Annotated in this window: 18 protein-coding genes; 6 read left to right on the top strand and 12 right to left on the bottom strand. The window is 69.6% G+C overall.

The features are described from left to right. The first annotated feature begins 7 nt into the window (after positions 1–7). The 3 genes from ALI144C_RS24735 to ALI144C_RS24745 are packed head-to-tail and all read left to right on the top strand — an operon-like array spanning position 8 to position 6,668. Entirely contained in the window at positions 8–1,507 is a 1,500-nt protein-coding gene (locus ALI144C_RS24735; RefSeq protein ID WP_076989504.1) for a TIGR02677 family protein, read from the top strand. Continuing rightward, positions 1,504–2,709 (top strand): TIGR02678 family protein, encoded by a 1,206-nt coding sequence (locus ALI144C_RS24740; RefSeq protein ID WP_076989505.1) that lies wholly within the window; start codon positions 1,504–1,506, stop codon positions 2,707–2,709. Before ALI144C_RS24735 ends, ALI144C_RS24740 begins: the two co-directional genes overlap by 4 nt. Next, a complete protein-coding gene (locus tag ALI144C_RS24745) occupies positions 2,709–6,668 on the top strand; it encodes a TIGR02680 family protein (RefSeq protein ID WP_076989506.1) in 3,960 nt (1,319 codons plus the stop codon). Before ALI144C_RS24740 ends, ALI144C_RS24745 begins: the two co-directional genes overlap by 1 nt. Here the strand turns inward: ALI144C_RS24745 and ALI144C_RS24750 are convergent. The 5 genes from ALI144C_RS24750 to ALI144C_RS24765 are packed head-to-tail and all read right to left on the bottom strand — an operon-like array spanning position 6,657 to position 13,741. Beyond that, positions 6,657–9,131, bottom strand: coding sequence for a LamG-like jellyroll fold domain-containing protein (locus ALI144C_RS24750; protein ID WP_237774294.1), 2,475 nt, complete (start codon positions 9,129–9,131; stop codon positions 6,657–6,659). The genes ALI144C_RS24745 and ALI144C_RS24750 overlap by 12 nt on opposite strands. 21 nt (positions 9,132–9,152) lie before the next feature. Continuing rightward, positions 9,153–10,172 (bottom strand): ABC transporter permease, encoded by a 1,020-nt coding sequence (locus tag ALI144C_RS24755; RefSeq protein WP_083753345.1) that lies wholly within the window; start codon positions 10,170–10,172, stop codon positions 9,153–9,155. After that, on the bottom strand, positions 10,169–11,131 hold the full coding sequence (locus tag ALI144C_RS53480; protein WP_083753346.1) for an ABC transporter permease: 963 nt from the start codon (positions 11,129–11,131) through the stop codon (positions 10,169–10,171). The genes ALI144C_RS24755 and ALI144C_RS53480 overlap by 4 nt, the downstream gene beginning before the upstream one ends. After that, on the bottom strand, positions 11,124–12,647 hold the full coding sequence (locus ALI144C_RS24760; RefSeq protein ID WP_076989507.1) for a sugar ABC transporter ATP-binding protein: 1,524 nt from the start codon (positions 12,645–12,647) through the stop codon (positions 11,124–11,126). The genes ALI144C_RS53480 and ALI144C_RS24760 overlap by 8 nt, the downstream gene beginning before the upstream one ends. Continuing rightward, entirely contained in the window at positions 12,647–13,741 is a 1,095-nt protein-coding gene (locus ALI144C_RS24765) for an ABC transporter substrate-binding protein (RefSeq protein ID WP_076989508.1), read from the bottom strand. Before ALI144C_RS24765 ends, ALI144C_RS24760 begins: the two co-directional genes overlap by 1 nt. 100 nt (positions 13,742–13,841) lie before the next feature. Here ALI144C_RS24765 and ALI144C_RS24770 point away from each other — a divergent pair, with 100 nt between their 5' ends. Both ALI144C_RS24770 and ALI144C_RS24775 read left to right on the top strand, forming a co-directional pair. Continuing rightward, positions 13,842–14,849, top strand: coding sequence for a LacI family DNA-binding transcriptional regulator (locus tag ALI144C_RS24770; protein WP_076989509.1), 1,008 nt, complete (start codon positions 13,842–13,844; stop codon positions 14,847–14,849). A 151-nt stretch (positions 14,850–15,000) separates the two neighbouring features. Beyond that, positions 15,001–15,405: a bacteriophage spanin2 family protein gene (locus ALI144C_RS24775; RefSeq protein WP_083753347.1), complete on the top strand. Its 405-nt coding sequence runs from the start codon at positions 15,001–15,003 to the stop codon at positions 15,403–15,405. A gap of 81 nt (positions 15,406–15,486) precedes the next feature. Here the strand turns inward: ALI144C_RS24775 and msrA are convergent, their stop codons facing one another. After that, positions 15,487–15,984: a peptide-methionine (S)-S-oxide reductase MsrA gene (gene msrA, locus ALI144C_RS24780; protein ID WP_143230837.1), complete on the bottom strand. Its 498-nt coding sequence runs from the start codon at positions 15,982–15,984 to the stop codon at positions 15,487–15,489. A 1-nt stretch (position 15,985) separates the two neighbouring features. After that, a complete protein-coding gene (locus tag ALI144C_RS24785) occupies positions 15,986–17,206 on the bottom strand; it encodes an MFS transporter (RefSeq protein WP_076989512.1) in 1,221 nt (406 codons plus the stop codon). A gap of 92 nt (positions 17,207–17,298) precedes the next feature. Between ALI144C_RS24785 and ALI144C_RS24790 the strand changes: the two genes are divergently transcribed. Then, a complete protein-coding gene (locus ALI144C_RS24790) occupies positions 17,299–17,898 on the top strand; it encodes a TetR/AcrR family transcriptional regulator (RefSeq protein WP_076989513.1) in 600 nt (199 codons plus the stop codon). 23 nt (positions 17,899–17,921) lie between these two features. Here the strand turns inward: ALI144C_RS24790 and ALI144C_RS24795 are convergent, their stop codons facing one another. The 5 genes from ALI144C_RS24795 to ALI144C_RS24815 form a co-directional block, all read right to left on the bottom strand. Next, positions 17,922–19,034: a Gfo/Idh/MocA family protein gene (locus ALI144C_RS24795; RefSeq protein WP_076989514.1), complete on the bottom strand. Its 1,113-nt coding sequence runs from the start codon at positions 19,032–19,034 to the stop codon at positions 17,922–17,924. Then, positions 19,031–19,765 (bottom strand): sugar phosphate isomerase/epimerase family protein, encoded by a 735-nt coding sequence (locus ALI144C_RS24800; RefSeq protein ID WP_076989515.1) that lies wholly within the window; start codon positions 19,763–19,765, stop codon positions 19,031–19,033. The genes ALI144C_RS24795 and ALI144C_RS24800 overlap by 4 nt, the downstream gene beginning before the upstream one ends. A gap of 112 nt (positions 19,766–19,877) precedes the next feature. After that, positions 19,878–21,059 carry a PucR family transcriptional regulator gene (locus ALI144C_RS24805; protein ID WP_076989516.1) on the bottom strand — a complete coding sequence of 394 codons (1,182 nt, stop codon included), beginning with the start codon at positions 21,057–21,059 and terminating at the stop codon, positions 19,878–19,880. 55 nt (positions 21,060–21,114) lie between these two features. Next, the gene (locus tag ALI144C_RS24810; RefSeq protein WP_076989517.1) at positions 21,115–23,406 is read right to left on the bottom strand and encodes an ATP-binding protein; all 2,292 of its coding nucleotides are present in this window, start codon (positions 23,404–23,406) and stop codon (positions 21,115–21,117) included. A gap of 56 nt (positions 23,407–23,462) precedes the next feature. Beyond that, positions 23,463–24,317 carry an alpha/beta hydrolase family protein gene (locus tag ALI144C_RS24815; RefSeq protein ID WP_076989518.1) on the bottom strand — a complete coding sequence of 285 codons (855 nt, stop codon included), beginning with the start codon at positions 24,315–24,317 and terminating at the stop codon, positions 23,463–23,465. Positions 24,318–24,395: the final 78 nt, after the last annotated feature.

The following is a 24,395-nucleotide window of genomic DNA, read 5'->3' on the forward strand; positions in this document are numbered from 1 at the left end:
GGACCGCATGGATCCGATCCGTGTGCCGCCCGAGATGTTCCGCTTCACCGGCGGTGACCGGGCCGGGCTCTACACGTCGGTCCTGCACGCCTTCGCCGAGGCCAACGAACGCCTGGAGACCGCGCTGAGCCTCGACGACGTCCGCGCCCGGCTGCGGTCGGCCGGGTGGCTCGACGCCATCGAGGACGACGACCTGGCCGCCGCGCTGGACCAGCTGCGGGGGTGGAACCTGCTGGACGTGATCCAGAACCACTCCGAGAACTACCGCACCGCGGCCGAGTACGAACGCCGCAACCTGCAGTACTCGTTGACCCGGCACGGTGAGGCGGCCTTCGCGGGGGTGGCGCACGCGGTGGACGTGCTGACCGCGGCGGGCGCGTTGCAGACCGCGGTGCTCGACGCGATCGCCGACCGGCTCGCCGACCTGGTGCGCGAGCTCGACGGCGGGTCCGACCGCCGGGTCTTCACCACGCTGACCGAACTGGAGGCGCACCTGGCGGCGTTGCGCGGCAACACCAAGCAGTTCAACGGCGAGCTGCAGCGGCTGCTGCGCGCCGACGACGCCACCCTGACGACGTTCCACGAGGTCAAAGCGTCCACAGTGGCCTACCTGCAGGAGTTCCTGACCAACCTAGACCTGCGCACGCACACGATCGCCACCCGGATCGAGGCGGTCGAGTCGCACGGGCTCGGCGTGGTCCACCAGCGGGCGCTGCGCGGAGCCGACCTGCCCCAGTTGTCGGCCGTCGACCCAGGACCGGCCTGGCTGGAGCACCGCGCGGCCCGCTGGGACGGCCTGCGCGCGTGGTTCCTGCCCGCGGACGGCTCGCCGCCGCGGGTGGACCAGCTGCACGCGGTGGCGCGCCGGGCGATCGTCACGCTGCTGCAGGTCCTGGACCGGATCACCGAGTCACGGCGGCGCGCCAGCAGCGCCGTGGCCGACTTCCGGGTACTGGCCAGGTGGTTCGCGGTCGCGCCGAGTCAGGACGACCTGCACCGGCTGTGGTCGACGACGTTCGGGTTGAGCCCTTCCCGGCACGCCCACCTCGCCCACCCCGACCCGGAACTGGTGGCGGTGTCGGCCTCGTGGGCGTCCGCGCCGCCGGTGGAGGTGTCGCCGCTGTTGCGGTCCGCGGGGCGAACCGAGCGCTTCACCCGTACCGGCCGGGTGCGTGACGTCGCGGCAGTCAAGGAGGAACGCACCCGGCGCGCGCTGGCCGAACGAGCCGAACTCGAAGCGGCGTGGAGCATGCTCGACACCGGCGGCGCCGTGCGGCTCTCGTCGTTCGAGCGGCTGGACCACTCGGTGTTCGAACGCATGCTGGATCTGCTCGGCCGCGCGTTGGGCAGCGACCCGGGCGCGGACGGCGACCGGCGCGTCACCACGGCCGACGGCCGGGTCGAGATCGTCCTTCGAGCACCACGACACGACGTCGTCGCCACCGTCAGCACTCCGCACGGGATCTTCCGCGGCCCCGACTACGAGATCGACATCAGGACGCGATGAGCCAGCTCGCCAACCAGCTTGTCATCGCCGAACGCGACGAGGTCGCGCGCGGGATCCGGTTGCTGCTGGCCGGTCCGTTGATCTCCGAGCGCGCCGACCCCGAGGCGTTCGACCTGGTCCGCAGGCGCAGGGAACCGATCAGGCAGTGGTTCGACTACTACTGCGGCTGGGTTCTCACCGTCGAACCCCGTCTCGGCTACGCCCGGTTGGCCAAGGTGCGGAAGGCCGCGACCGGCGCCACGCGCCCTGCCCGGCGGCTGCGCTCCGGCCGCGCCCCCTTCGACCGCAGGCGGTACGTGCTGCTCTGTGTCGTCGCCGCCGAACTGCTGGCCGTCCCGGTGACCACCATCAGCCTGCTCGCCGACCGGGTCACGCGGGCGAGCGCCGCCGACGAGGTGCTCACCACCTTCGACACCGCGAGCCGGACCGAGCGGATGGTGTTCGTGGACGTGCTGCGGCTGCTGGAGTCGTTCGGCGTGCTCGACGTGGTGGACGGCTCGACCGAGTCGTTCGTCGACTCGGCCGCGGCCAAGGTGCTCTACCGGGTGGACCCGACCTTGTTGCTCCGGCTGCTCGCCGCGCCGGTCGGGCCGTCTCGTGTGGACATCCCGGCCGACGAGGTCGCACTGCGGTTCGACGACGTGCTGGCCGAGGTGTCGCACGAACGCCGGTACGGTTTCGCCGAAGCCTCCGAGGTGCAACGCAACCTCTGGCTGCGGCACTCGGTCTTCCGTCGTCTCGTCGACGACCCGGTGCTGTACTTCGACGACCTCTCCCCCGACGAGCGCGCGTACGTCACTTCGCCGACCGGGCGGCAGCTCCTGCGCCGCGCCGCTGAGCAAGGCGGGTTCCACCTCGAGGAACGTGCCGAAGGCGTCCTGCTCGTCGATGTCGACGGGATCGCCACCGACACGCGGTTCCCCGACGACTCGGGCACGGCCAAGGTGGCGGCCCTGCTGCTGCTCGACTCGGTCGACGGCCCCGTCACCACCGAGCAGCTCCGCCGGACGGCCGTCGACATCCTGGACAAGTTTCCCAGGTGGGCCAAGGGATACCGCGGTGACGACGGACCTGGGCAACTGGTGTCGGACGCGATCGCGGTGCTGCTCGGTTTCGGCCTGGTCGAGGTCGCGTCCGGGCTCGTGCGACCGTTGCCCGCAGCGGCGCGCTACGCCGTCGGATCCATGAGGGTGGCTGACTGATGACCGAGCGGTGGATTCCCACGCGAGCAGGCATCCTGAACGTCTGGCGGTACTACGACGAGGTCCTGGAGTTCCACCGGGGCAGGCTGTTGCTGCGCGGTCCCAACGGCAGCGGCAAGTCCAAGGCGCTGGAGTTGTTGCTGCCGTTCCTGTTCGACGCGAACCTGCGGGCGAACCGGCTGTCGACGTTCGGCACCGGTGAGCGGACCATGCACTGGAACATGATGGGCGAGGGCGCCACCGGCACCACCCGGGTCGGGTACGTCTGGCTGGAGTTCGGCCGTGCCGACGAGTGGTTCTCCTGTGGTGCGAGGCTGCAGGCCAGCACACACACCACGACCGTTCACCCCGACTACTTCACCACCGGTGCGCGGATCGGCAAGCCCGGCGGTGTGGCGCTGGTCAACGAGGCCGGTCAGCCGTTGACCAAGAACGCACTGGCGGAACGGCTCGGCGAGAACGGAATCGTGCACGGCAACGCGGCCGACTACCGCAACGAAGTCAGGACAACGCTGTTCCCCGGGTTGAGCGAGCAACGATACGACGCCCTGATCACAGCGCTGCTGCAGCTGCGCACCCCGAAACTGTCCCAGCGGCTGGATCCCTCGTTGCTGTCGACGTTGCTGTCTCGCGCGTTGCCGCCACTGGGTCAGCAGGAGATCTCGGATCTGGCCGAGGGATTCGAACGGCTGGACGCGCAACGTGAACGCCTCGCCGCGCTGGAGGACGAGGTGTCGGCGACCCGATCGCTGGCCACCCGGCAGAAGACCTACGCGCAACGAGTGCTGCGCGCGGGCGCCGCGGCTGTCATCTCCGCGACGACCGAACTGGACAACCTGACCCGTGCCGCACGCAAGTCGGCCGAGGAACACGAAGTGGTGGCCGCGGCCAAACAGGACACCGAACGGCGAGTGGTCGAACTCGGGGGCCTGATCGCCGAAGCCGAGGCGCGCAGAACCGGCCTCGTCGACAGTGACGGCTTCAAGCAGGGCCAGGAGCTGGACCGGCTCAGGCAGCAGACCACGGCAGCGGGCGAGAACGCCGCCAGGCTGCGTGGCATCGCCACCCGGCGGCGGGCCGAGGCCGACACCGATCGCGCCAAGGCACAGCAGGCAGCCGACACTGCCGCCGCACTGGCGGACACCGTGCGGGGCCTGGAAACCGAAGCGCACCACGCCGCGACCCGGGCCGGGTTGGCGAGCGTGCACGCGGAACTCGCCGACAACCTGGACCGCCAGTTCCTGCGCGCGGCCGTGCGCAGCAGGCAGGGACAGCTTGACCTGGTCGACACGGCGTTGGGCGCGCACGAGGCAGCCGTCGGACGACGGCGCGCGGCCGAGGTCGACCTCGACACCGCCAGGTCCGGCTTTCTCGACGCGACGCGGCATCTGGAAGCGGCCGCGCTGCGGCGGCAGGAGGAACTGGCCGCGTTGACCGACCGGTTCGCCGCGTGGATGTCGGCGTGCCGGGAGCTGGTGTTCGCCGAACCGGACGCGCTGCTCGGGGACATCGAGTCGGAGTCGGGCGTGCTCACCGCGATCAGCTCGGTGGCCGAGGGGGTACTCGGCGGGATCACCCGGCGGGAGGCGGAGATCGCGCCCGCGCTCGCGGACGCCGAACGCCAACGGTCGGACCTCACCGCCGAAGCCGACCGGCTCGCCGCCCACGAGGACATCCCGCCCGTGGCGTCTCCGTTGCGCACCACCGACCGCACGCGGATGCCCGGAGCACCGCTGTGGCGCCTGGTCGACTTCGCCGAGACCGTGCCCGAAGACGCGCAGGCAGGCATCGAGGCCGCGTTGGAGGCCTCAGGCCTGCTGGACGCGTGGATCGGTCCGCGGGGCGAGATCAGCGGCCACGACACGTTCGCGGACGCCCACGCGCTGACACCGGTCGACGGCAGGTCGCTGGGGGATGTCCTCGTCGCCGACCATGACTCCGCCGCGGGCGTCCAGCGACTGCTCCGGGCTGTCGCGTTCGATGCCCGGCTGCCTGACGGCCCGGCGGCGATCGGCGCCGACGGCACGTGGCGTATGGGTGCGTTGACCGGCAGCTGGCAGAAGGACCACCCGGGTCACATCGGCGCGCGGTCGCGGCAGCGCGCACGGGAACGACGGATCGCCGAACTGCGCACCCGGATCGCGGACCTCGACATCGCGACCACGGCCTTGCGGGCGGAACTGGCCACGCTGGAAGCCCGGCGCGCACTGGTCGCGCGGGAACGGGACACCCGGCCACGGCACGATCTGCTGATCGCCGCCTCGCAGGAGCTGACCATGGCGCAGGCGGACGTCAACGCCGCCGAATCCGTGGTCCGCGAACGGGTCGACGCCCTGTCGGCTCGTGAACGCGACGTGGTCAAGGCATTGCACAGCCTCACCGACATCGCCGCGGCGAACAACGCCCCGACCGAGCGGACGGCGCTGGCCGCCGTGGCCGCCGCGGTCCAAACCTTCACCGAGCAGGCCGAGACGTGGCTGTTCGAACACGGCAGGCTCGCCTCGGCGAGGCACACCGCCGAGACTCTCGCCGGGCACGCACAACGGTCCGACGAAGGCGCAGCCGAACGGGAAACCGAGGCCGACGAAGCCGAACGGCAGTACACCTCGCTCGCGGCCACACTCGACGCCGTCGACAGCACGCTCGACGTCGCCGACTACCGCGAGATCGTCGCCGAGATCGACCGGCTGCGGGTGCGGCTGCGCACGTTGAACTCCGAGCTGAACTCCAGCCACGGCCGGGTCGCCGAACTCGCACAGCAACTGGGAGCGCTCGACTCGAAGCGGCAGACCGACGCGGCCGCCCGTGACACGGCTGGGGCGACGCGTGACGCGGCCGCACACCGGTTCCGGCACCTCGCGACAGGTGTGTTCCCGTCCGACAGCGAACTGCCCGACCTGCCGCGGTTCGAGGAGGTTCTCGCCGCGTCGGACGGAGTCCGCGCGTCCTTGGACGCGGCCAGGATCGTCGCACACGCGTGGCCGACAGTCCCCCACGCCCCGGGCAATCTCGGCGACGCACTGCACCGGCTGTCCGAATCCGTCCACGCCTGCCGCACGACGCTCAGCTCACGAGCCGACCTCGACCTGACCACGGACGACGACGTCCAGGTCTTCACCGCGGTCGTGGACGGACTGCGGGTCGGCGCGGCGGAACTGCTCAGGATCCTGCGCGCCGAGACCGACCAGGCGGGCGACGAGATCCAGGCGCACGAGCGGGAACTGTTCGACCGGACCCTCACCGGCGACACCAGGCGCCATCTGGCCGCCCGGATCCGGCAGGCCAACGACCTCGTCGACGGGATGAACGCACGGCTGGAAAAGGTGCGCACCGCGTCCAAGGTGGCCGTCCAGCTCGTCTGGCAGATCTCGCCGGAGTTGCCGCCGGGCACCAGGACCGCGCGCGACCTGCTGTTGAAGGATCCGGCGAGGCTGACCGAGCAGGACCGTGAGTCGTTGCACCGCTTCTTCCGCGACCGGATCGACCAGGCCAAGGGCGACGACACGGCAACCAGTTGGGAGCAGCAGCTGGCGCAGGTCTTCGACTACACCGCGTGGCATCGGTTCGTGGTGAAGGTGGACCGGGCCAACGGGCAGGGCTGGCAACTGCTGACCAAGAAGCTGCACGGCGCGCTGTCCGGCGGGGAGAAGGCCATCGCCCTGCACCTGCCGTTGTTCGCCGCCGTCGCCGCGCACTACCAAGCGGTCGGGCAAGCTCCCCGGGTGATCCTGCTCGACGAGGTGTTCGTCGGCGTGGACACGGTCAACCGCGGGCAGGTCTTCGCTTTGCTCGCCGCGCTCGACCTGGACCTCATGCTCACGTCCGACCACGAGTGGTGCACCTACCGCGAGCTCGACGGCGTCGGCATCCACCAGCTGATCACGGGCGGTGGTGACGGCGACGACGCCGTCACCACCGCCCGTTTCACCTGGGACGGCAAGGAAGTCCTACCGGCCTGAGGCGTACAGCTGCGCCACCTCGGCGGCGGGCAGGGCGCGGTCGTACAGGTGCACCTGGTCGATCGCGCCACGCCAGTGGTCCACCGGTCCGCCGTTGAACTTCGCGCGGCCGATCACCGTGTTGCCGCCGCCCGGTCCGCCGTCGCATGAGGACGCCGAGCCCGCGGGTTTGCCGTCCACGTACAGCGTCAGCGAGCCCGTGCGGACGTCACGGACACCGGCGATGTGGTACCAGCGACCCACCTCCGGGGCGACCGGGGCCAGTGCCCGGACTCCGGCGAAGCTGAACGCGAACCGGTTGTCCGCACCGGAGTACTGCAGGAAGAACGCGCTGTTGGACGGCCCGTCCTGGCTCACCGCGGTGGCGAACCCGCCGAGGCTGTCCAGCTTCACCCACGCCGCGGCGCTGTAGTTGCCCGCGGTGTCCAGCACGCTCGCGCCAGTGTCGACGACGGAGGTGGTGCCGTTGAACTGGACCGCCGAGCCCGGGTTTCCGGTGGTCCACGTGGCGTTGTTCAGCGTCGCGTTCCTCGTGCCGACCTTGTCCGCGGCGGTCGTTCCGGTGCCTTCGTCGAACGGGTAGTAGGTGATCCCGTCCAGCCCCGGGGTGCCGGGGCCCGGCTGCGGGCCACTGCCGGTTCCGTCCGCCTTCATGACGATCTCGTCGTTGATCGCCTTCACCTGGGCGAAGTCCATCTTGCGGACCTGCCTGTCGTAGGTGAAGAACCCGTTGACCTCGTGTTCGACGTCGGTGATCTGGGTGTAGATCGCCCCGCTGATGCCGCACTTCCGCGCGGCGCCGAGGACGTCGCGCTGGTTCTCGACGTAGCGGCGGGTCAGGGTGGCCGAGTCCGGCGCCATCTCGTAGGCGTGGCCTTCGCCGAACCACATGTGGTCCTTGACTTCGAGTCCGAACCCGCCGTGCTCACCGTCGGCCGCGACCCGGTTCGCGCTGGGCGACGGCGCCGCCGGGCCCACGTAGGCGTGGTGGTCGAGGATGTCGCCGCGCCCGGAGTCACCCTTGGACGCACAGCAGTTCACGCCGCTGTGCGCGTTGACCAACCTGCTCGGGTCCTGCTTCTTGACCTCGTCGGCGATCCGGCCGGTGGCGGTGCGGTCCCACTCGCCCCAGCCCTCGTTGAACGGCACCCACGCCACGACGGACGTGAAGCTCTTGTGCTTGTCCACCATCGTGTGCAGCTCGCGTTCGAACTGCTGTTGCGCGTCGACCGGCGGCGTCTCGTTGGACGTCTTCATCGCGGGCATGTCCTGCCACACCAGCAGTCCCAGCTTGTCGGCGTGGTAGTACCAGCGGTCCGGCTCGACCTTGATGTGCTTGCGCACGGTGTTGAAGCCGAGCACCTTGTGCTGTTCGAGGTCGAAACGCAGCGCCGAGTCGGTCGGCGCGGTGTGGATGCCGTCCGGCCAGAACCCCTGGTCCAATGTGGACATGTGGAAGAGGATCTTGCCGTTCAGCGTCATCCGGAGCTTGCCGTCGGCGCCGGGCTTCATCCCGATCTCCCGCATGCCGAAGTACGACCCGACCTCGTCGACCGTGCGATAACGCTTGACCAGCCGGACCTTCAGGTCGTACAGGAACGGCGAGTCCGGCGTCCACAGCTTCGGGTCGCGCACCGGCAGCTTCAGTTCGGTGTTGACCGGCCCGGTCACGTGGCCGACCGGCCTGCCGCGGTCGTAGGCGGTCGCCTCGACTGTCACGCCGTTCGTGTCCCCGGTGACTCGGGGCGTCAACCGTAACGTCGAGTCCGCCAGGTTCGGTGTCTGGTCGAGCTGCGTGATGCTGCTGGACGCCACCGGCTCCAGCCAGACCGTCTGCCAGATCCCGGAACTGGACGTGTAGAAGATGCCGCGGTCGGGCACGTTGCGCTGTTTGCCGACCGGTTGCCAGGTCGCGTCGGTCAGGTCGGTCACGCCGACGACCACTTCCTGGCGTTCGCCGCGGGTCAGCGCGTCGGTGATGTCCAGGCTGAACGAGTCGAAACCGCCCCGGTGCGTGCCGACCTGGCGGCCGTTGACCCAGACCGTGGTGTCGTAGTCGACGGCACCGAAGTTGAGCTTGACGCGGTCACGGCGCCAGCGCTCCGGCACGGTGAACGTGCGGCGGTACCACATCCGGTCTTCCCTGCGCTGGATCCCGGACAGCGCGGACTCGATCGGGTACGGCACCAGCACCCGTTCCGCCAACGGCTTCCCGATCGGCGGGGCCTCCCCCGCCTTGGCACCGGCGAACTCCCACACGCCGTTGAGGTTCTGCCAGCGGTCCCTGGTCAGTTGCGGACGTGGATACTCCGGCAGGGCGTTGTTCGGCCCGACCTGGTTGGTCCACGGTGTGGTCAGCGGTGGCTTGCCCGGTTTCCACGTCGGCTGCGCCGATGCGGGCACCGCGGTGGTACTGAGGCTGAGTAACAGAGCGGTGAGCAGAACCGAGGTTCTCAACAACACTGGCGCGACCTCCCGTTTGTCTCACGTACTTCGCTCCCGGCCGAGATGCGCACGGCTCAGGTATGCCTGGATGGCGACGACAGCCGCCAGGAACGCGCCGCTGACCACCGACTGGTAGTGCGACGACAGCGTCCCGATCTGGTTGATCACGTTCTGGATCACCATCAGCAGCAACACACCGGCCAGCGTTCCGCCGACCGTGCCCGCGCCGCCGGTGAGCAGCGTCCCGCCGATCACCACGGCGGCGATGGCGTCGAGTTCGAACCCGACGCCCACAATCGTCACGCCCGACGCGGAATACGCCGCGGCGAGCGCGCCGGACAGTCCGGCCAGCAGTCCGCTGGCCGTGTACAACCACATCGTGCGCCGCGCAACGGGCAGGCCCATCAGCCGCGCGGCCTCGGCGCTGCCACCGATCGCGAGCACCGAATGGCCAACCCTGGTGCGCTGCAAGACGACCACACCCACGGCGAACAACACCACCGCGATCCACACCGGATACCCGAAGCCCAGCAACGTGCCCTGGCCGATCTGGGTGAGCACGGCGTCGCGCGGCATCAGCCGGGTGTTGGCGCCCTCGTCGGTGATGGCCAACAGCAGGCCACGCGCGCCGAGCAACGTGGCCAGGGTGACGATGAACGGTGCGAGCCGCCCGTAGGCCACCAGAGCACCGTTGAGCAGGCCGATCCCGCCGCACACCACCAACGGCAGCAGCAGCCCGGCGACACTGCCCCACTGGATGCCGATCGCGGCGAGCACACCGCCGAGCGCGTAGACCGACCCGACGGACAGGTCGATCCCACCGGAGATGATCACGAACGTCATACCGAGCGCCACGATCGCGAGGAACGAGCTCTGCATCGCGACGTTGCGCGCGTTGTCCAGCGTCGCGAACGTGTCGAAGGAGAACGACGACACGAGTATGACCAACGCCAGCACGACCACCGAGCCGCGCCGCTGCACGAGCCCGGCGATCCACTCCCTTTTGGTCATGCCCTTGTCGGCCACGGCGACAGCGGCTTGCTCCGTAACAGCGGTCATTTCGCACCTGCCAGCCGAGGTCGCTGCAACAACACCGCGACGACGATGATCACCGCCTGCACGACGAGGCCCGCCGAGGTCGGCAGGTTGTGTTTGATCAGCGTCGCCGAGATCAGCTGCATCAGCAGCGCACCGGCGACCGTGCCGAGGATCCGCACCCGGCCGCCGTTGAGCGGTGTCCCGCCGACGACGACCGCGGTGATCGCGGACAGTTCGGCGAGCTGCCCGATCGCCGACGGATCGGACGCCGTCAGCCGCGCGGTCGCCACGATCCCGGCGATCGCGGCCAGCACACCGCTGATCACGTACGTGACGATGAGGATTCGCCGGACGGGCAGACCCGCGAGCACACTGGCCGAGCGGTTGCCGCCGACGGCGACCAGTTGCCGCCCGAACGTGGTGTACCGGACCACGAAACCCACGATCAGCGTGAGGACCGCGGCGATCAGCACCACGATCGGGATCCCCGCCACACTGCCCGAACCCAGCTCCAGCAGCATCGGGTTGCGGATGTCCTTGAGCCGTCCGTCGGCGATGACCAGTGCGAGACCACGACCGCCGACGAGCAGGGCGAGCGTGGCCACGATCGGCTGGATGCCCACGACCGCGACGAGCGTGCCGCTGAACACGCCGCACAACGCACCGCCCAGCAACGCGACGAGCAGCGCGGGCATCAGGCCGTAGCCGAGGTAGAGCGGCAGCAACGCGGCCGACAGCGCCATCACCGAGCCGACCGAGAGGTCGACACCTTCGGTGCCGATCACCAGTGCCATGCCCAGCGCGGCGATCAGGATCGGCGTGACCTGCACCAACTGGGTGTTCAGGTTCGCCAGCGTGGCGAAGTTCCCGGTGAACAGCAGGTTGTAGGCGACCAGGATGCCCAGCGCCGCGTAGACGCCGTAGTCGCGCAGCCTGCGCGCTGTGGGCGCGGCGACCGGCGTGACCGTCGCTTCAGCCATCTCCGCCCTCCGCGAGTGCCGCGATCAGCTTCTGCTCGGTCACGTCCCCGCCGCGCAACTGCGCGACCACATGGCCCTCCCTGAGCACGACGATCGAGTCCGAGCCTTCGACGACTTCTTCGAACTCCGAGGAGATCAGCACGACACCGAGCCCTTCCGCGGCCAGTTCCGCCACCAGCGCCTGCACCTCGGCCTTGGCCCCGACGTCGATCCCCCTGGTGGGTTCGTCGAGCAGCAGCACCTTCGGCTCCCGGCACAGCAGCCTGGCCAGGAGCACCTTCTGCTGGTTGCCGCCGGACAGCTCGCCGACCTTCTGGTCGGGACTGGACGCTTTGATCCGCAGTCGTCTGATGAACGTGTCCACAATGGTGTCCTGGCGTTTCCGCGACACCAGACCGGCCGCCGACAGCCGGGGCAGCGCCGCGAGCACGATGTTCTCCCGCACGGACAGGTCCGGCAGGATCCCGTCGGACTTGCGGTCCTCCGGCAGCATCACCACACCGGCGCGCATCGCCGCCGCGACCGACCCGGACCGCACGGACTTGCCCGCGACCGTGACCGTGCCGGAGTCGACCGGCAGCGAACCCGCGATGGCGCGGACGGTCTCGCTGCGACCGGCGCCAAGCAGGCCGCCCAGGCCGACGATCTCGCCTGGCCGCACGGTCACGTCCACGCCGTGCAGCAGGTGCGGGCTGGTCAGGCCCTTGGCCGCGAGGACAGGCGTCTGCCGTGCCTCGGGCTGTGCCGAGTCGAACTTGGTCGTGCCTTCCTTGCGGATCTGTTCCAGGTCCCGGCCGAGCATGAGCGCGACCAGCCGCAACCGGGGCAGCTCCGCCATCGGGCCGCTGTGGACTTTGCGGCCGTCGCGCAGAACCGTGACCGTGTCACAGATCCGGTACAGCTCGTCGAGGCGGTGGCTGACGTACAACACGGCCGCGCCACCGGCGCGGACCCGGTCGATGATCGCGAACAGGGTGTCGACCTCGCGCGGCTCCAGCGACGAGGTCGGTTCGTCGAGGATCACCACGCGGGCGTCCGTGGCCGCCGCCCTGGCGACCGCCACCATCTGCCGCACCCCGGCGCCGAGTGTCCGCAGTGGCCTCGTGACGTCCACCTCGACGCCGTACGACCGCAGCAGTGTCGACGCGGCGGTGTTCATCGCCCGGAAGTCCATGAGACCCCACCGCGTGCGCGGTTCGCGACCGAGGAACAGGTTGCTGGCAACCGACATCAACGGCACCAGGTTGATCTCCTGGTAGACCGTGCTGATCCCGGCGGCCTGCGCGTCCAGCGGGCGGCTGAACCGCACCGGGCCACCCTGGAACACCAGCTCGCCGCTGTCCGGCGGGTGGACCCCGGTCAGGACCTTGATCAGCGTCGACTTGCCCGCGCCGTTCTCGCCGACGAGCGCGTGGACCTCACCCGCGGCGAGTGTGAGGTCCACATCGGACAAAGCAACGACTCCGGGGAACCGCTTTCCGACAGCGCGGGCGTCGAGAACGACGTCGCCGGTCATCAGTACGCGTTGCCCAGTTCGGCAGCGGCGTTGTCCTTGCCGTACAGCTTGTCGCTGATCACGACGTTCTGCTGGACCGGCTGTCCACTCAGGAACGACCGCAGCGTCTGGAAAGCCAGCGGGCCGAACCGCGGGTTGGACTCGACGACCGCGGACATCTCGCCGTCGACCACCTTCTGGACGGCGTTGCGGGTCCCGTCGATCGACACCACGTGGATGTCCGTGCCCGGCTTCTTGCCCGCGCTGCGCAACGCGACCAGTGCGCCGAGACCCATCTCGTCGTTCTCCGCGTAGACGCCGTTGATGTCCTGCTGGGCCTGGATGATCTGCTCCATCACCTGCTGGCCCTTGTCCCTGGCGAACTCACCGGTCTGCTGGGCGACCACCTGGATGTCCGGTGCGGACGCCTTGAGCTCGTCGACGAACCCGGCCGTGCGGTCGGTGGTGACGTTGTTGCCGGACGCGCCGAGCAGGATCGCGACCTTGCCCTTGTTGCCCAGCGCCTTGGCCATTTCCCTGGCGGCCCGCTTGCCCTGTTCGACGAAGTTCGAGCCGAGGAAGGACACGTAGTCCTTGCAGGCGGCGGAGTTCACCTTGCGGTCGACGGTCAGCACCGGGATGTTCTTGGCGCGGGCCGCCGACAGCGCGGGTTCGAGGCCGTCGGAGTTCAGCGGCGCGACGATCAGCGCCTGCGCCCCCTTGTTGATCATGTCCTGGATGTCGGAGATCTGCTTGCTCAGCTGCGAATTGGCGTTGGTCGTGAGCAGTTGCTTGACGCCTGCCTTCGCGGCCTCGTCCTTGATCGACTGGGTCTCGGCGATCCGGAACGGGTTGGCTTCCTTCTCCGACTGGGAGAAGCCGACGATCGCGTTCTTCAGGTCCAGCTGCGCGCCGCCGTACTGCGACAGCGTGCACGTCGGGCCGTTCGCGGCGGGAGCGACCGGCGCCTGAGCGCCGCCGGTGCCCTGCGGAGCCTGCGCGGCGGGCTCCTCGGACTTGGCGCAACCGGACAGCACAAGCGCGACGCCACACAGGCTCGCACCAAGAACTCGACGCAGACCTAAGTGGACGGGACGGGACTGGGTGGCGGCCATGGGCTGACTCCTCGTCGAGACAGGTCGAACACGCTCGGCGAGCACGTTACATCGTTGGTACAACGTTGTAAATATGCCCGATCTTGATATTCTCACCCCCGTGGCAACGCTCAAGGACGTGGCGGAAATGGCCGGTGTGTCGGTCAAAACGGTGTCCAACGTCGTGAACGGTTACTCGTTCGTCAAGCCGGAGAACGAGCGCAAGGTCCGCGAGGCGTTGGCCGCGACCGGATACAAGCCCAACGTCGGCGCGCGCAACCTGCGCAGAGGCCGGACGGGTTTCATCGCGCTGATGGTCCCCGAACTGAGCATCCCGTACTTCGGCGAACTCGCCGGCGGCGTGATCACCGCGGCGCACGCGCACGACTGGAGCGTGCTCATCGAGCAGACCCAAGGCCTGCGTGACCCCGAGGTGTCCACGCTGGCCTCACTGGGCCCGCACATCGTCGACGGCGCCATCATCAGCCCGGAGGCGTTGCACACCCAGGACTTCACCCAGAACCCGACCGACGTGCCGATGGTCCTGCTCGGCGAGCACTCGCTGGACGTGCCGATCGACCACGTCGGCATCGACAACGTCCAGGCGGCGCGGACCGCGGTCCGGCACCTGATCGACCTGGGACGGACCAGGATCGCGATCGTCGGCCAGAATCCCAACCGCGGCACCGCGGCCCAGCGCCTCGAGGGTTATTACTCCGCACTGGCCGACGCGGGCCTGTCCGCGCCACCGCCCCACTACATCGCCCCGGCGGCGCGGTACCACCACCGCGACGGCGCCGAGGCCATGGCCCGCCTCCTCGCCCTGCCGGAACCCCCCGACGCGGTGTTCTGCTTCAACGACATGCTCGCGCACGGCGCCGTACGCGCAGCGGCCGAGCGCGGCTACAACGTCCCCCGGGACATCGCCGTGGTCGGCTTCGACAACACCGAGCACAGCGAGTACAGCCTGCCGTCCCTGACCACCATCGCCCCGGACAAGGCGGCACTGGCCAAGGCCGCGGTCGAACTCGTGCACCAACGGGCGAATGGGGACGTCAGCGCCGTGCGGGACGTGCAGATCCCCTTCAAACTCCAGGTCCGTGAGAGTACCTCTGGTCAGCTTTGGTAAAGTCGTCCCCGCGGAGGGGAGTACCCAGCCGGTCGAGATTCGTCAATACGGCGTCCCCAGTGGCGACCCGGTCTCGGCGCCACACGGTCCTGGCGGACGCGGTGTGGTTGGGGAGACCTCCGGTTCAACTGACGAACCGGAAGGGATTCGCATGCGCTCAATGAAGCGGCTGGTGGCAGGAGTTCTCGGCGGTGGCGCGCTGGTCATCGCACTCACCGGCTGCGACGCGGTGCAGGACGCCCAGAAGACTGCCGAAGGCGTCAGCAACGCCGCCTCCAACGCGCAGGTGTGCGCCGAGGCGGTCAAGATCGCCGCCGTCAACCCGGACAAGGCCAACCCGGAAGCCGCGGCACAGAGCGCGCAGGACGCGGGCAACAAACTGTCCGACCTGGCAGGCAAGGCGACGAACACCACCGTGAACCAGGCGCTGGACGACCTCGCGAACACCTTCAAGCAGGTCAAGCCCGAGAACGTGGTCAACGACTCGGCCAACTGGATCAAGACCAAGGCCGACCAGGTCGCCGCCCTGACGAAGGCGTGCACGGGCGTCAAATAAACACAGCTTCGTGACAACGGGCGGTCCTGCACGGGCCGCCCGTTGTCGCAACTCGACCAGGTACTGACTACCCGGCGTGGGTCACTTGGTGGCGGGCAGCTTCCAGTCCGGCCGGATGAAGTGGCACGTGTAGCCGTTCGGGTAGCGCTCCAGGTAGTCCTGGTGCTCCGGCTCGGCCTCCCAGAAGTCACCCAGCTGGCTGACCTCGGTCACCACCTTGCCCGGCCACAGACCTGAGGCCTCCACGTCCGCGATGGTCTGCTCGGCCACCTGCTTCTGCTCCTCGTCGGCGTAGAAGATCGCCGAGCGGTAGCTGTCGCCGATGTCGTTGCCCTGGCGGTTCTTCGTGGTCGGGTCGTGGATCTGGAAGAAGAACTCCAGGACGTCCCGGTACGTGGTCCGCTCCGGGTCGTACCGGATCTCGATCGCCTCGGCGTGTCCCCGGTGGTTCCGGTAGGTGGCGTTGGGCACTTCGCCGCCCGTGTAGCCCACTCGGGTGGCGAGGACACCTGGCTGACGCCGGATCAGGTCCTGCATCCCCCAGAAGCAACCACCGGCCAGCACCGCAACCTTGGTCACGTCATCGCTCCTCTCGTCCGCTCTCACCCGGTTCAAGCGCATCCGCGGGCTGATTTGTTCCTGGTCGGGGCATCACGTACGCGAACACCGCCGCCATCGCGCACAGCGCGATCGGCAGCACGAACGCCACGTTCAGCGGCACCCAGTGTGTCAGCAGACCCACCAGCGCGGGACCGGCGAGGATGCCGACGTAGCCGAGGCCGACCACCCGGGCCATCAACGTGCCCGCCGACCTCGTGTCGAGGTTGCCCGCGGCCGTGAACAGCTGCGGGACGCCACCCGACAGACCGATGCCGAACAGCGCCCAGCCGACCAGGGTGAGCGGCACCCACGACGAGACCGTCACGACCGTGAGCCCGGTCGCCGCCAGCGCGGCGCCGTACCGGACGATCGCGACCGGCCCGATGATCGCGGCGACCCGGTCCGTGGCGAACCGGCCGACCGTCATGGCCGTGGAGAACGCGCCGAACGCGAACGCCGCCGTGCTGGCCGAGGTGCCGAGGACGTCCTTCGAGTGCAGCGCCGCCCAGTCCGCGGCGACGCCCTCGGCCAGCATCATGGCGAACGCCAGCAGACCGAGCAGCCACACCAGCTTGCCCCCGCCCGGCTTCTTCTTCGGCGCGGGCTCCGCGGGGTCCTGCGCCGCGTGGTGATCGGGTTCGAGCAGGAACCGGGCCGTGGCCAGCGAGATGACCACGATCAGCGCGCCGCACGTGGCCAACGAAACCTCAGTCGGCACCCCCGCGCCCAGCAACGCCGCGCCGATGGCGGCCGCCGCCGCTCCCCCGATCGACCACATCGCGTGGAACGCCGCCATGATCGGCCGGGGATACGTCCGTTCCACGACCACGGCCTGCGCGTTCATGCCGACGTCGATGGTGCCGTTGGCGAAGCCGAACACGATCAGCGCCAGCCCGAGCGTCCACCACGAGTCCGCGAGCCCCGGCCCGAACAGCGCGCAGCCCATCAGCACACCGGCCGCGGGCACGAGTTTGCGCTGGCCGAGCCGATCGGCCAGGCCACCGCCGACCTGCATGCCGATGAACGCCGCCGCGCCGAGCGCCAGCAACAGCAGGCCGAGCGTGCTGTGGCTGATCCCGGTCGCGCGTTCGACGTCGGGGATGTGCACCACCCAAAGGCCGACGGCGAAGCCGTTGAGGGTGAAGTAGATCCAGGTGGCGACCCGGGCCGCGCGGGCGCGGGGCACAGCGAGCTGTGTCATCGGCAGGCACTCCTCACACCTGTGATCATCGCAGCTTGCGGCATGATGTCGGTCGTGCTCCCTGCGTTGCCGGTCCGACCAGTCGCGATGCCGTGACCGGCGGCTACCTCAAGGGCCGGCTGCGCCGGGAGGACATCATCACGGCCGCGATCGAGGTCTACCGCGAGACCGGGTACCACGGGTCGTCGTTGCGCGAGGTGGCCAAGCGGGCCGGGATCACGCACGCTGGTCTCCTTTACTACTTCGCCACCAAGGAGGCGTTGCTGGCGGCGGTGCTGGAGCGCCGCGACGCCGAGGACGCCGAGCGCGAGCAGTTGGGCATCCCGCCCGGCATGCGACTGCTGCGGCACCTCGTCGCGCTGGCCGAGTACAACGTGGCACACCGGGGCATCGTGGAGGTGTACGCGCGACTGGCCGCCGAAGCCGTGGCGCCCGATCACCCGGCGCACGAGTACTTCATCCGGCACTACCAAGTCGCCCGCGACAGCGCCGTCGCCGCGTTCACCGCGTTGGCCGAGAGCGGTGAACTGCGTGCCGGTGTGGATCCGCACGCGGCGGCGGTGGCGTTCATCGCCATGGAGGACGGCCTGCAGGTGCAGTGGCTGACCACACCCGACGAGGTCGACCTGGTCGGAACGCTTCGGTCCTTCCTGCAAAACCTGCTGACCGTCCCCCTCGACGTGCCCTCGTGAGTGTTCAGCGGGGTTAGAACCCGCTAAACACTCACGAGGAGCGTCCGCTCGTACGGATTCCAGTCTGGCGGCAACGCGGGCGGGATGTCCGTGGTGCTGTCGACAGCGACCGTACGGCCCGCCGTGATCGACTCGTCGATCGCCAGCATGGTGTCCAGCACGTGGTACGCCAACTCGCCCGAGGCACGCTCGGGGACCCCGGTCCTGATCGCCCGCGCCAACTCCAGTGCGCCGGTTCCCCGCGAGGCCGCGTGCCCCTGTGCTTCGATCTCCAGCGGGTCTTCCTGGCCGGCGAGGTGCAAGGTCGTGGATCCCTCGAAGTGGTTGGGGTCGGGCAGCACGGCGACACCGCCCGTTCCGGTCACTTCGAGCAGCCCCACCCGGCGCAGCGCGGAGTCGAAGCTGAGCACGATCTGCGCTGAGCCACCTCGTTCGAACTCCACCAGCGCCGTGACTGTGGTCGGCACTGTCACCGCGAACTCGGTCCCGGCCCGGGGCCCGCTGCCGATCACCCGCGTCGGCCGCGCCTGCCCGCCCGCGCCGGTGACCCTGCTGATCGGCCCGAGCAGGCTCACCAGTGCTGTCAGGTAGTACGGGCCCATGTCCAGCAAGGGCCCTCCCCCGGCTTGGAAGAGGAACTCCGGTGCGGGGTGCCAGCTCTCCGGCCCCGGCGTCTGGAACAACGCGAGCGCGGTCCGTGGTTCGCCGATCCGGCCTTCGTCGATGGCACGGCGTCCGGTCTGCGGCCCCGCCCCCAGCAGGGTGTCGGGCGCGCAAGCCACCCGCAGCCCTTTCTCCCGGGCGCGGTCGAGCAGTTTCCGGCCCGACTGGCGGTCGAGCGCCAGCGGTTTCTCCGACCAGACGTGCTTGCCCGCGTCCAGCGCGGCCAGGCCGACCTCCACGTGCGCGGCGGGGATCGTCAGGTTGACGACCAGTTCCACGTCCGGGTCGGTCAACAGATCGGCGACCGTGCCCGCGCGGGGAACCCCGTGCTTGTCCGCTTGTGCCTGGGCACGGGTGGTGTCCAGGTCCGCGACCCGCACCACGTGCACGTCCGGGAAGCTGGTGAGGTTGGCCAGGTACGTCTCACTGATGACACCCGCGCCGATGACGCCGACACCGACACCGACACTCATGCCTCGTGCTCCTTCAGATAGGCCAAGCTCGCCGCGACGCCGTCGAAGATGTCCCCGTCGTAGCGGTCGAACTCGATGACCCGCAACGCTTTGGGCGCCGCGGCGAGCACGTCCGCGACCGGCACGCTGCCCTGTCCGGCCGGGACCTGACCGGACGCGTCGACGGCGAGACCGCCGTCCTTGACGTGGACGGCGTGCACCCGGTCGCCGAGGCGGCGCAGCAGCGCGGCCGCGTCCTCGCCGCCCGCCGTCGCCCAGTAGGTGTCGACCTCGAGCACGAGCTCCGGATCCAGCCGGTCGGCGAACACCTCGAAGGCGGTGCGGTCACCGATCCGGGATTGCAGCTCCCACCAGTGGTTGTGGTACCCGACCGTGACGCCGTACTCGGGTGCGATCGCGGCCGCGGCGTTCAGCGCTTCGGCGGTGGCCACGACATCGGCTTCCGTCTGCCACTTCTCGGCGGGCACGAACGGGTCGATCACCACGCGCACGCCGCAGTCGGCGGCCGCCGCGAACACCGCGTGCTGGTCGGCGTCGATCAGCCGCGCGTGCGCGGTCGGGGCGGTGAGGCCGTTGTCGCGCAGGCCGGTTCGCAGCGCGTGGGCGTTCTCGGCCAGGCCGTACGGCTCGACGTGGGTGAACCCGATCTCCACGAGCCTGCGCAGGACCGCGCCGGGATTCTCGGCGAACTCGTCTCGCACGGAGTACAGCTGAACGGACACGTCGGTCACTCCGACCCCCTGACACCAACGATGATGGAAGCGCTCTCACGATTTCTACCAGGTGGTAAGTATTCAGGCCAGAGCGTAACGGACCACGCCCGCGAGAACAGCCCCCGAACGATCACACCTGTCTGATCAGCGCGTCCGCCCGCAGCGCGATCTGGATCCGGAGGCGGGCGTCGGGGTCGTCGAGCCGGTCGCCGAACAACTCGATCAGCCGGTGCACGCGGTACCGCACGGTTTGCGGGTGTATCGCGAGTTCCTGCGCGGTTCGCGACACGCTGCCCCGCGTCCCCAGCCAGACCAGAAGAGTCTCCCCGAGCCGCTTGCGCTGCCCCGGCGTGAGACCGTCGAACGGTCGCAGGGTGCGATCGCGGATCTCCCGGACGAGGAACTCGTCACCGAGCAGCCACAACGTGCACAGGTGATCGGCGCTGTGGGAGACGGGTTGGTCCGGGAGCACCCCACGTTGGACAAGGCCCAGTGTCCGGCGTGCCAACGACAGTGACCGCGGCGCGTCGCCGATCCGCGCTGCCGGTCCAACAGCCAGACGCCGCCCCGGCAGCAGCGCGGTGAGGCCCTCCAGATGGCGTTCCGGGTCACCGGTGATCAGACATGGCTGGGCGCGTTCGAGGTCCACGAGGACGTCGGAGTGCGGGCCGGGTGCTCGAGGATCCTGTTCGCCCCCACGAGGTTCGCCCGCATGAGGTTCGACAGCCACGACGGTGACGCGATCCGGCAAGGGCCACTGCGCCAACGCCGCCTGCGCGGCGATGGAATCCGGCGCGACCGGCGGATCGGCGACCAGCAGGTCGACCAGCCGCTTGCGGCGCAGGGCCTGGGTGTCCGTCACGCGCGTCATGGCCGCGGTGTAGCCCTCGACCGACAGCGCCGAGATCTCGTCGACATAGGCGAGGATCGCCTCGGCACAGGTGTAGAGCACATTGGCGGGGACCCCGGCGGTACGGCCGAACTCGCGGACGTGCCGCCAGGCGACCCGGCCGCCGACGCGGTAGGCGGTCTGCAGACGACTCAGGTCGCGGCCTTCGTCGTACTCGGTCCTGCCGAGGTTGTGGAACACACTCGCCGACGTCTCCCGGGGAATGGCGTTCACCATGTCGAGGCACCCGGTGATGGCGTGCCGGACGGCACCGTCGAGTGGTTGCCGGTACTCCGGCACTGCTTGCCGCACCTCCCGCAGGATGGCACTCGTGAGCCGGTCGGCCCCGTGTCTGAAGTGGACCGCGAGCTCACCCGGCAGCGACGCCCACAGCCGCGCGGACGAACCGAAGGTGCTCGACATCCGCCCAGTCTCGGCGCGGGCGAGACCACGGGTAAGCGTGAAAACACGTAGATCACTACGTACGGCGCCGGTCACGGGCGGCGACCCACCGGGCGATCTGGGTGCGGTTGCTCGTGTCCAGTTTGGTGAGGATGTGCTGGACGTGGGTCTCGGCTGTGCGCAGCGAGATGACCAGCCTGGTGGCGATCTCCCGGTTCGACAGTCCTTGCGCGACCAGCCCGGCGATCTCCAGCTCGCGTGCTGTGAGCGGGTGGTCGGTGCCAGGCTTGGCGGGCGGGGGCACGGCAGCGGACTGTTCGTCGAGGACATAGGCCATCGCCTGGTTCTCGGGCAGTGCCCGTCCGGTGGCGCGGGCCTCGTCGAAGGAGTCCACACCGAGTTCCTTGGTGCTGATGTGCAGGTGGTGCAGGTGCGGCACGGACAGCGACGGCGCGGCCTCGGGTGACATGCCGACGAGACCCCACAACCGGCCCGCGATGCCGAACAGGGTCGCCGCGCGTTCGTGCTCGCCCTGGCAGGTACACGCCCAGGCCAGGGCTTCGACGTGGTGCGCGGCACCGAATCGGCTGCCGATCGCCAGGTTCGCCCTGACCCCGGCCAACGCCGCCTGCCGGGCCACCGCGGGGTCTCCGTACAGCGACTCCACGACGGCCTGCGCGTACAGCGACATGGTGTGGTAGTACGCGTCCCCGACTGGTTCGGTGAGGGCGAGCATCCCGCGCACCACCCGGCGGGCACCGGCCAGATCGCCGAGTACCGCGGTCGAAACGGCCAGGATGAACAGCGGGTGCACCTCCCGGCGTACGTCACCCTGCGCACGGCAGGCCGCCACCGCGCTGGTCGCCAACTCGGCTGCCTCGGCGAACCGGCCCTGCAGCATCGCGCTGAGACCCCGGACGAGGGCGATGTGGGTGGACGCCGGTCCACTGGGAAGTCGCCGGGCCTCGGCCAGCCTGGCTTCCGCGACTTCCACGTCGAACAGCCACAGCGCGTGGATCGCGTCGACGCTCAGTGCCAGCGCCCGGTCCGGATGGTCCGCCGGGGTCACCGCCAACGCGCGGTCCAACCACCTGCGACTCTCCATACAGGAGCCGCGCAACGTCCAGTACTCGTTGACCCGGGCCGCCATCCGCAACGCCACCGGGGCCTCACCCGGCTCGCTCAGCGACCACTCCAAAGCAGCGCGCAGGTTCGCGTGGTCCCGGCGCAACCGATCCACCCACACGATCTGGTGCGCACTGAACCATTGCGCTTCGGCCGTCCGCGTGATCCGGTCGAACCAATCGCGGTGCCGTCTCGCGACCGCAGGCAGGTCGCCGGATCGCTCGAGTTGCTCGTACCCGAACTCCCGCAACGTCTCCAGCATGCGGTAGCGCGCCACGCCCGAGTGCTCGTCACGCACCAGCACGGACTTGTCCAGCAGGCCGTCGATGAGATCGAGGACAGAGCCGGGCTCGGCGCAGACGAACTCGGCGGCGTCCAGGTCGAACGACCCGGCGAACACCGAAACCCGTTGCCACACCCGCTGTTCCGCCTCGGAACACAGCTGGTGGCTCCACTCGATGGTGGCTCGCAGGGTCTGCTGGCGTTCGGGGGCCGTGCGCGGGCCGGAGGTCAGCAACTCCAGCCGCCGGGTCAGCCGCTCGGTGATCTGCCGCGGCGACAACGACCGGATCCGGGCCGCCGCGAGTTCGATCGCCAGCGGCAAACCCTCCAGCCGACGGCACAACCGCGCCACGTCGGCGCTGTTGTCCGACGAGACGCGAAACGACGGCACCACCGCCGAGGCCCTGTCCAGGAACAGTTGGACACCGTCGTAATCGGCGGGCTCGACCACGTCCTCCTCGGGCACACGCAGCGGTGGCACAGGGAACACCTGTTCACCCTGCACGCCGAGTGACTGCCTGCTGGTCGTCAGCACCACCACGTCAGGGCACTCCAGCAACACAGCCTGGACGAGTTCGGCACACGCGTCGACCAGGTGCTCGCAGTTGTCCAGCACCAGCAAGGCCGCGCGTTCCCGCAGGTGGGCGATCACCGTGCGCAGGGTCGGCTCATCGGACCGGTCGTGCAGCCCCAACCGGTCGGCAACCAGGGCGGGGACCAGCGCCGGGTCCCGCAGTTCGGCGAACCCGACGAAGACGGCACCGTCCTGGAACGCCTTCACGGAGTCGCTCAGCAGCCGCGCCGCCAGCCTCGTCTTGCCGACGCCGCCAGGACCGGCGAGCGTGACCAGCCTCGCCGATCCCAGCAAGCGCCGTACCTCCGCATGCTCACCACGCCGCCCGACGTAGCTGGTCACCTCCATCAACCCCGCCGGCAAGGCTGGACGAGCAACACCGCTCATGCCGACGCATGCTAATGGTCATCACCAGCGGCGCGCTTCCAGGCGGACGAAGTCGATCACGACAGGGGACAGGACGCCAGGTACTCGGCGACACCCGGGCCGCCGGTCGCCGGGCACAGGAACTGCTCGTAGCGGGTGTCCTGGTCGACGAACCGCTTCAACCAGGCGGCGGCGTACCGGCCGGTGATGCTGTTCTCCTTCGTGAAGGCCATGTGGTCGGCTCCGGCCACGTCAAGCAGACCACGGTCCCGCGCGCCGGTGAGGCTGGTGTAGAACGGCCGGGCGTGCTTGTCGACGCTGGCCACACCGTCCGCGCTGCCACCGATGACCAGCGTGGGCGTCGCCACCGTGCTCCACGTCTCGTCCAAGTTGTACGGTGCGAGGGGGACGGACGCCTTGATGCCGGGCCTGGCCTCCGTCGCGTGGAGCGCGCCTCCCCCGCCCATCGAATGCCCCGTCACGGCGAGCCGCGCCGGGTCAAGCCGCTTGCGGACCACGTCGGGCGCACGCTGCGCGAGGTAGTCCATCGCGGCCAGCAGTTGCTTGCCCCGCGCCGAGGGCTGGTCGTAGATGCTGTTGGTCGCGATCGTGAAGACCACGAAACCCCGCGAGGCCATGTGCGGCCCGAGCCAGGCGACCGCGCCTTCCGGCGAAACGAAACCCGGCACAGCGACGACACCGCCGAACGTGCCCTGGCTGGTGTCGTCCGGGTAGTAGATCGTGCCGCCCCCGAAGCCGGTGACCTGCGAGCGGGGAACGACGACCGTGGAATACGTGAAACTGCCGAGGGGCGCGAGCAGGGCCTGCTCGGTGGGCTTGGGCCCTCGTTCGTACGGGTTGGCAGCGGCCACGGCCGTACCGGGACTGAACGCCAGCACCGCGGCGAGAAGGACGATGGACCTCCGGAACATGGCACTCCTTGCAGGGCTTGTGACATCGACTCCGCTGACCGGGATCGTCCCGATCAGGGTGTCGTCACACTGCCCGAC

The organism is Actinosynnema sp. ALI-1.44 (assembly GCF_001984155.1).
In the GTDB taxonomy this organism is placed as follows: domain Bacteria; phylum Actinomycetota; class Actinomycetes; order Mycobacteriales; family Pseudonocardiaceae; genus Kibdelosporangium.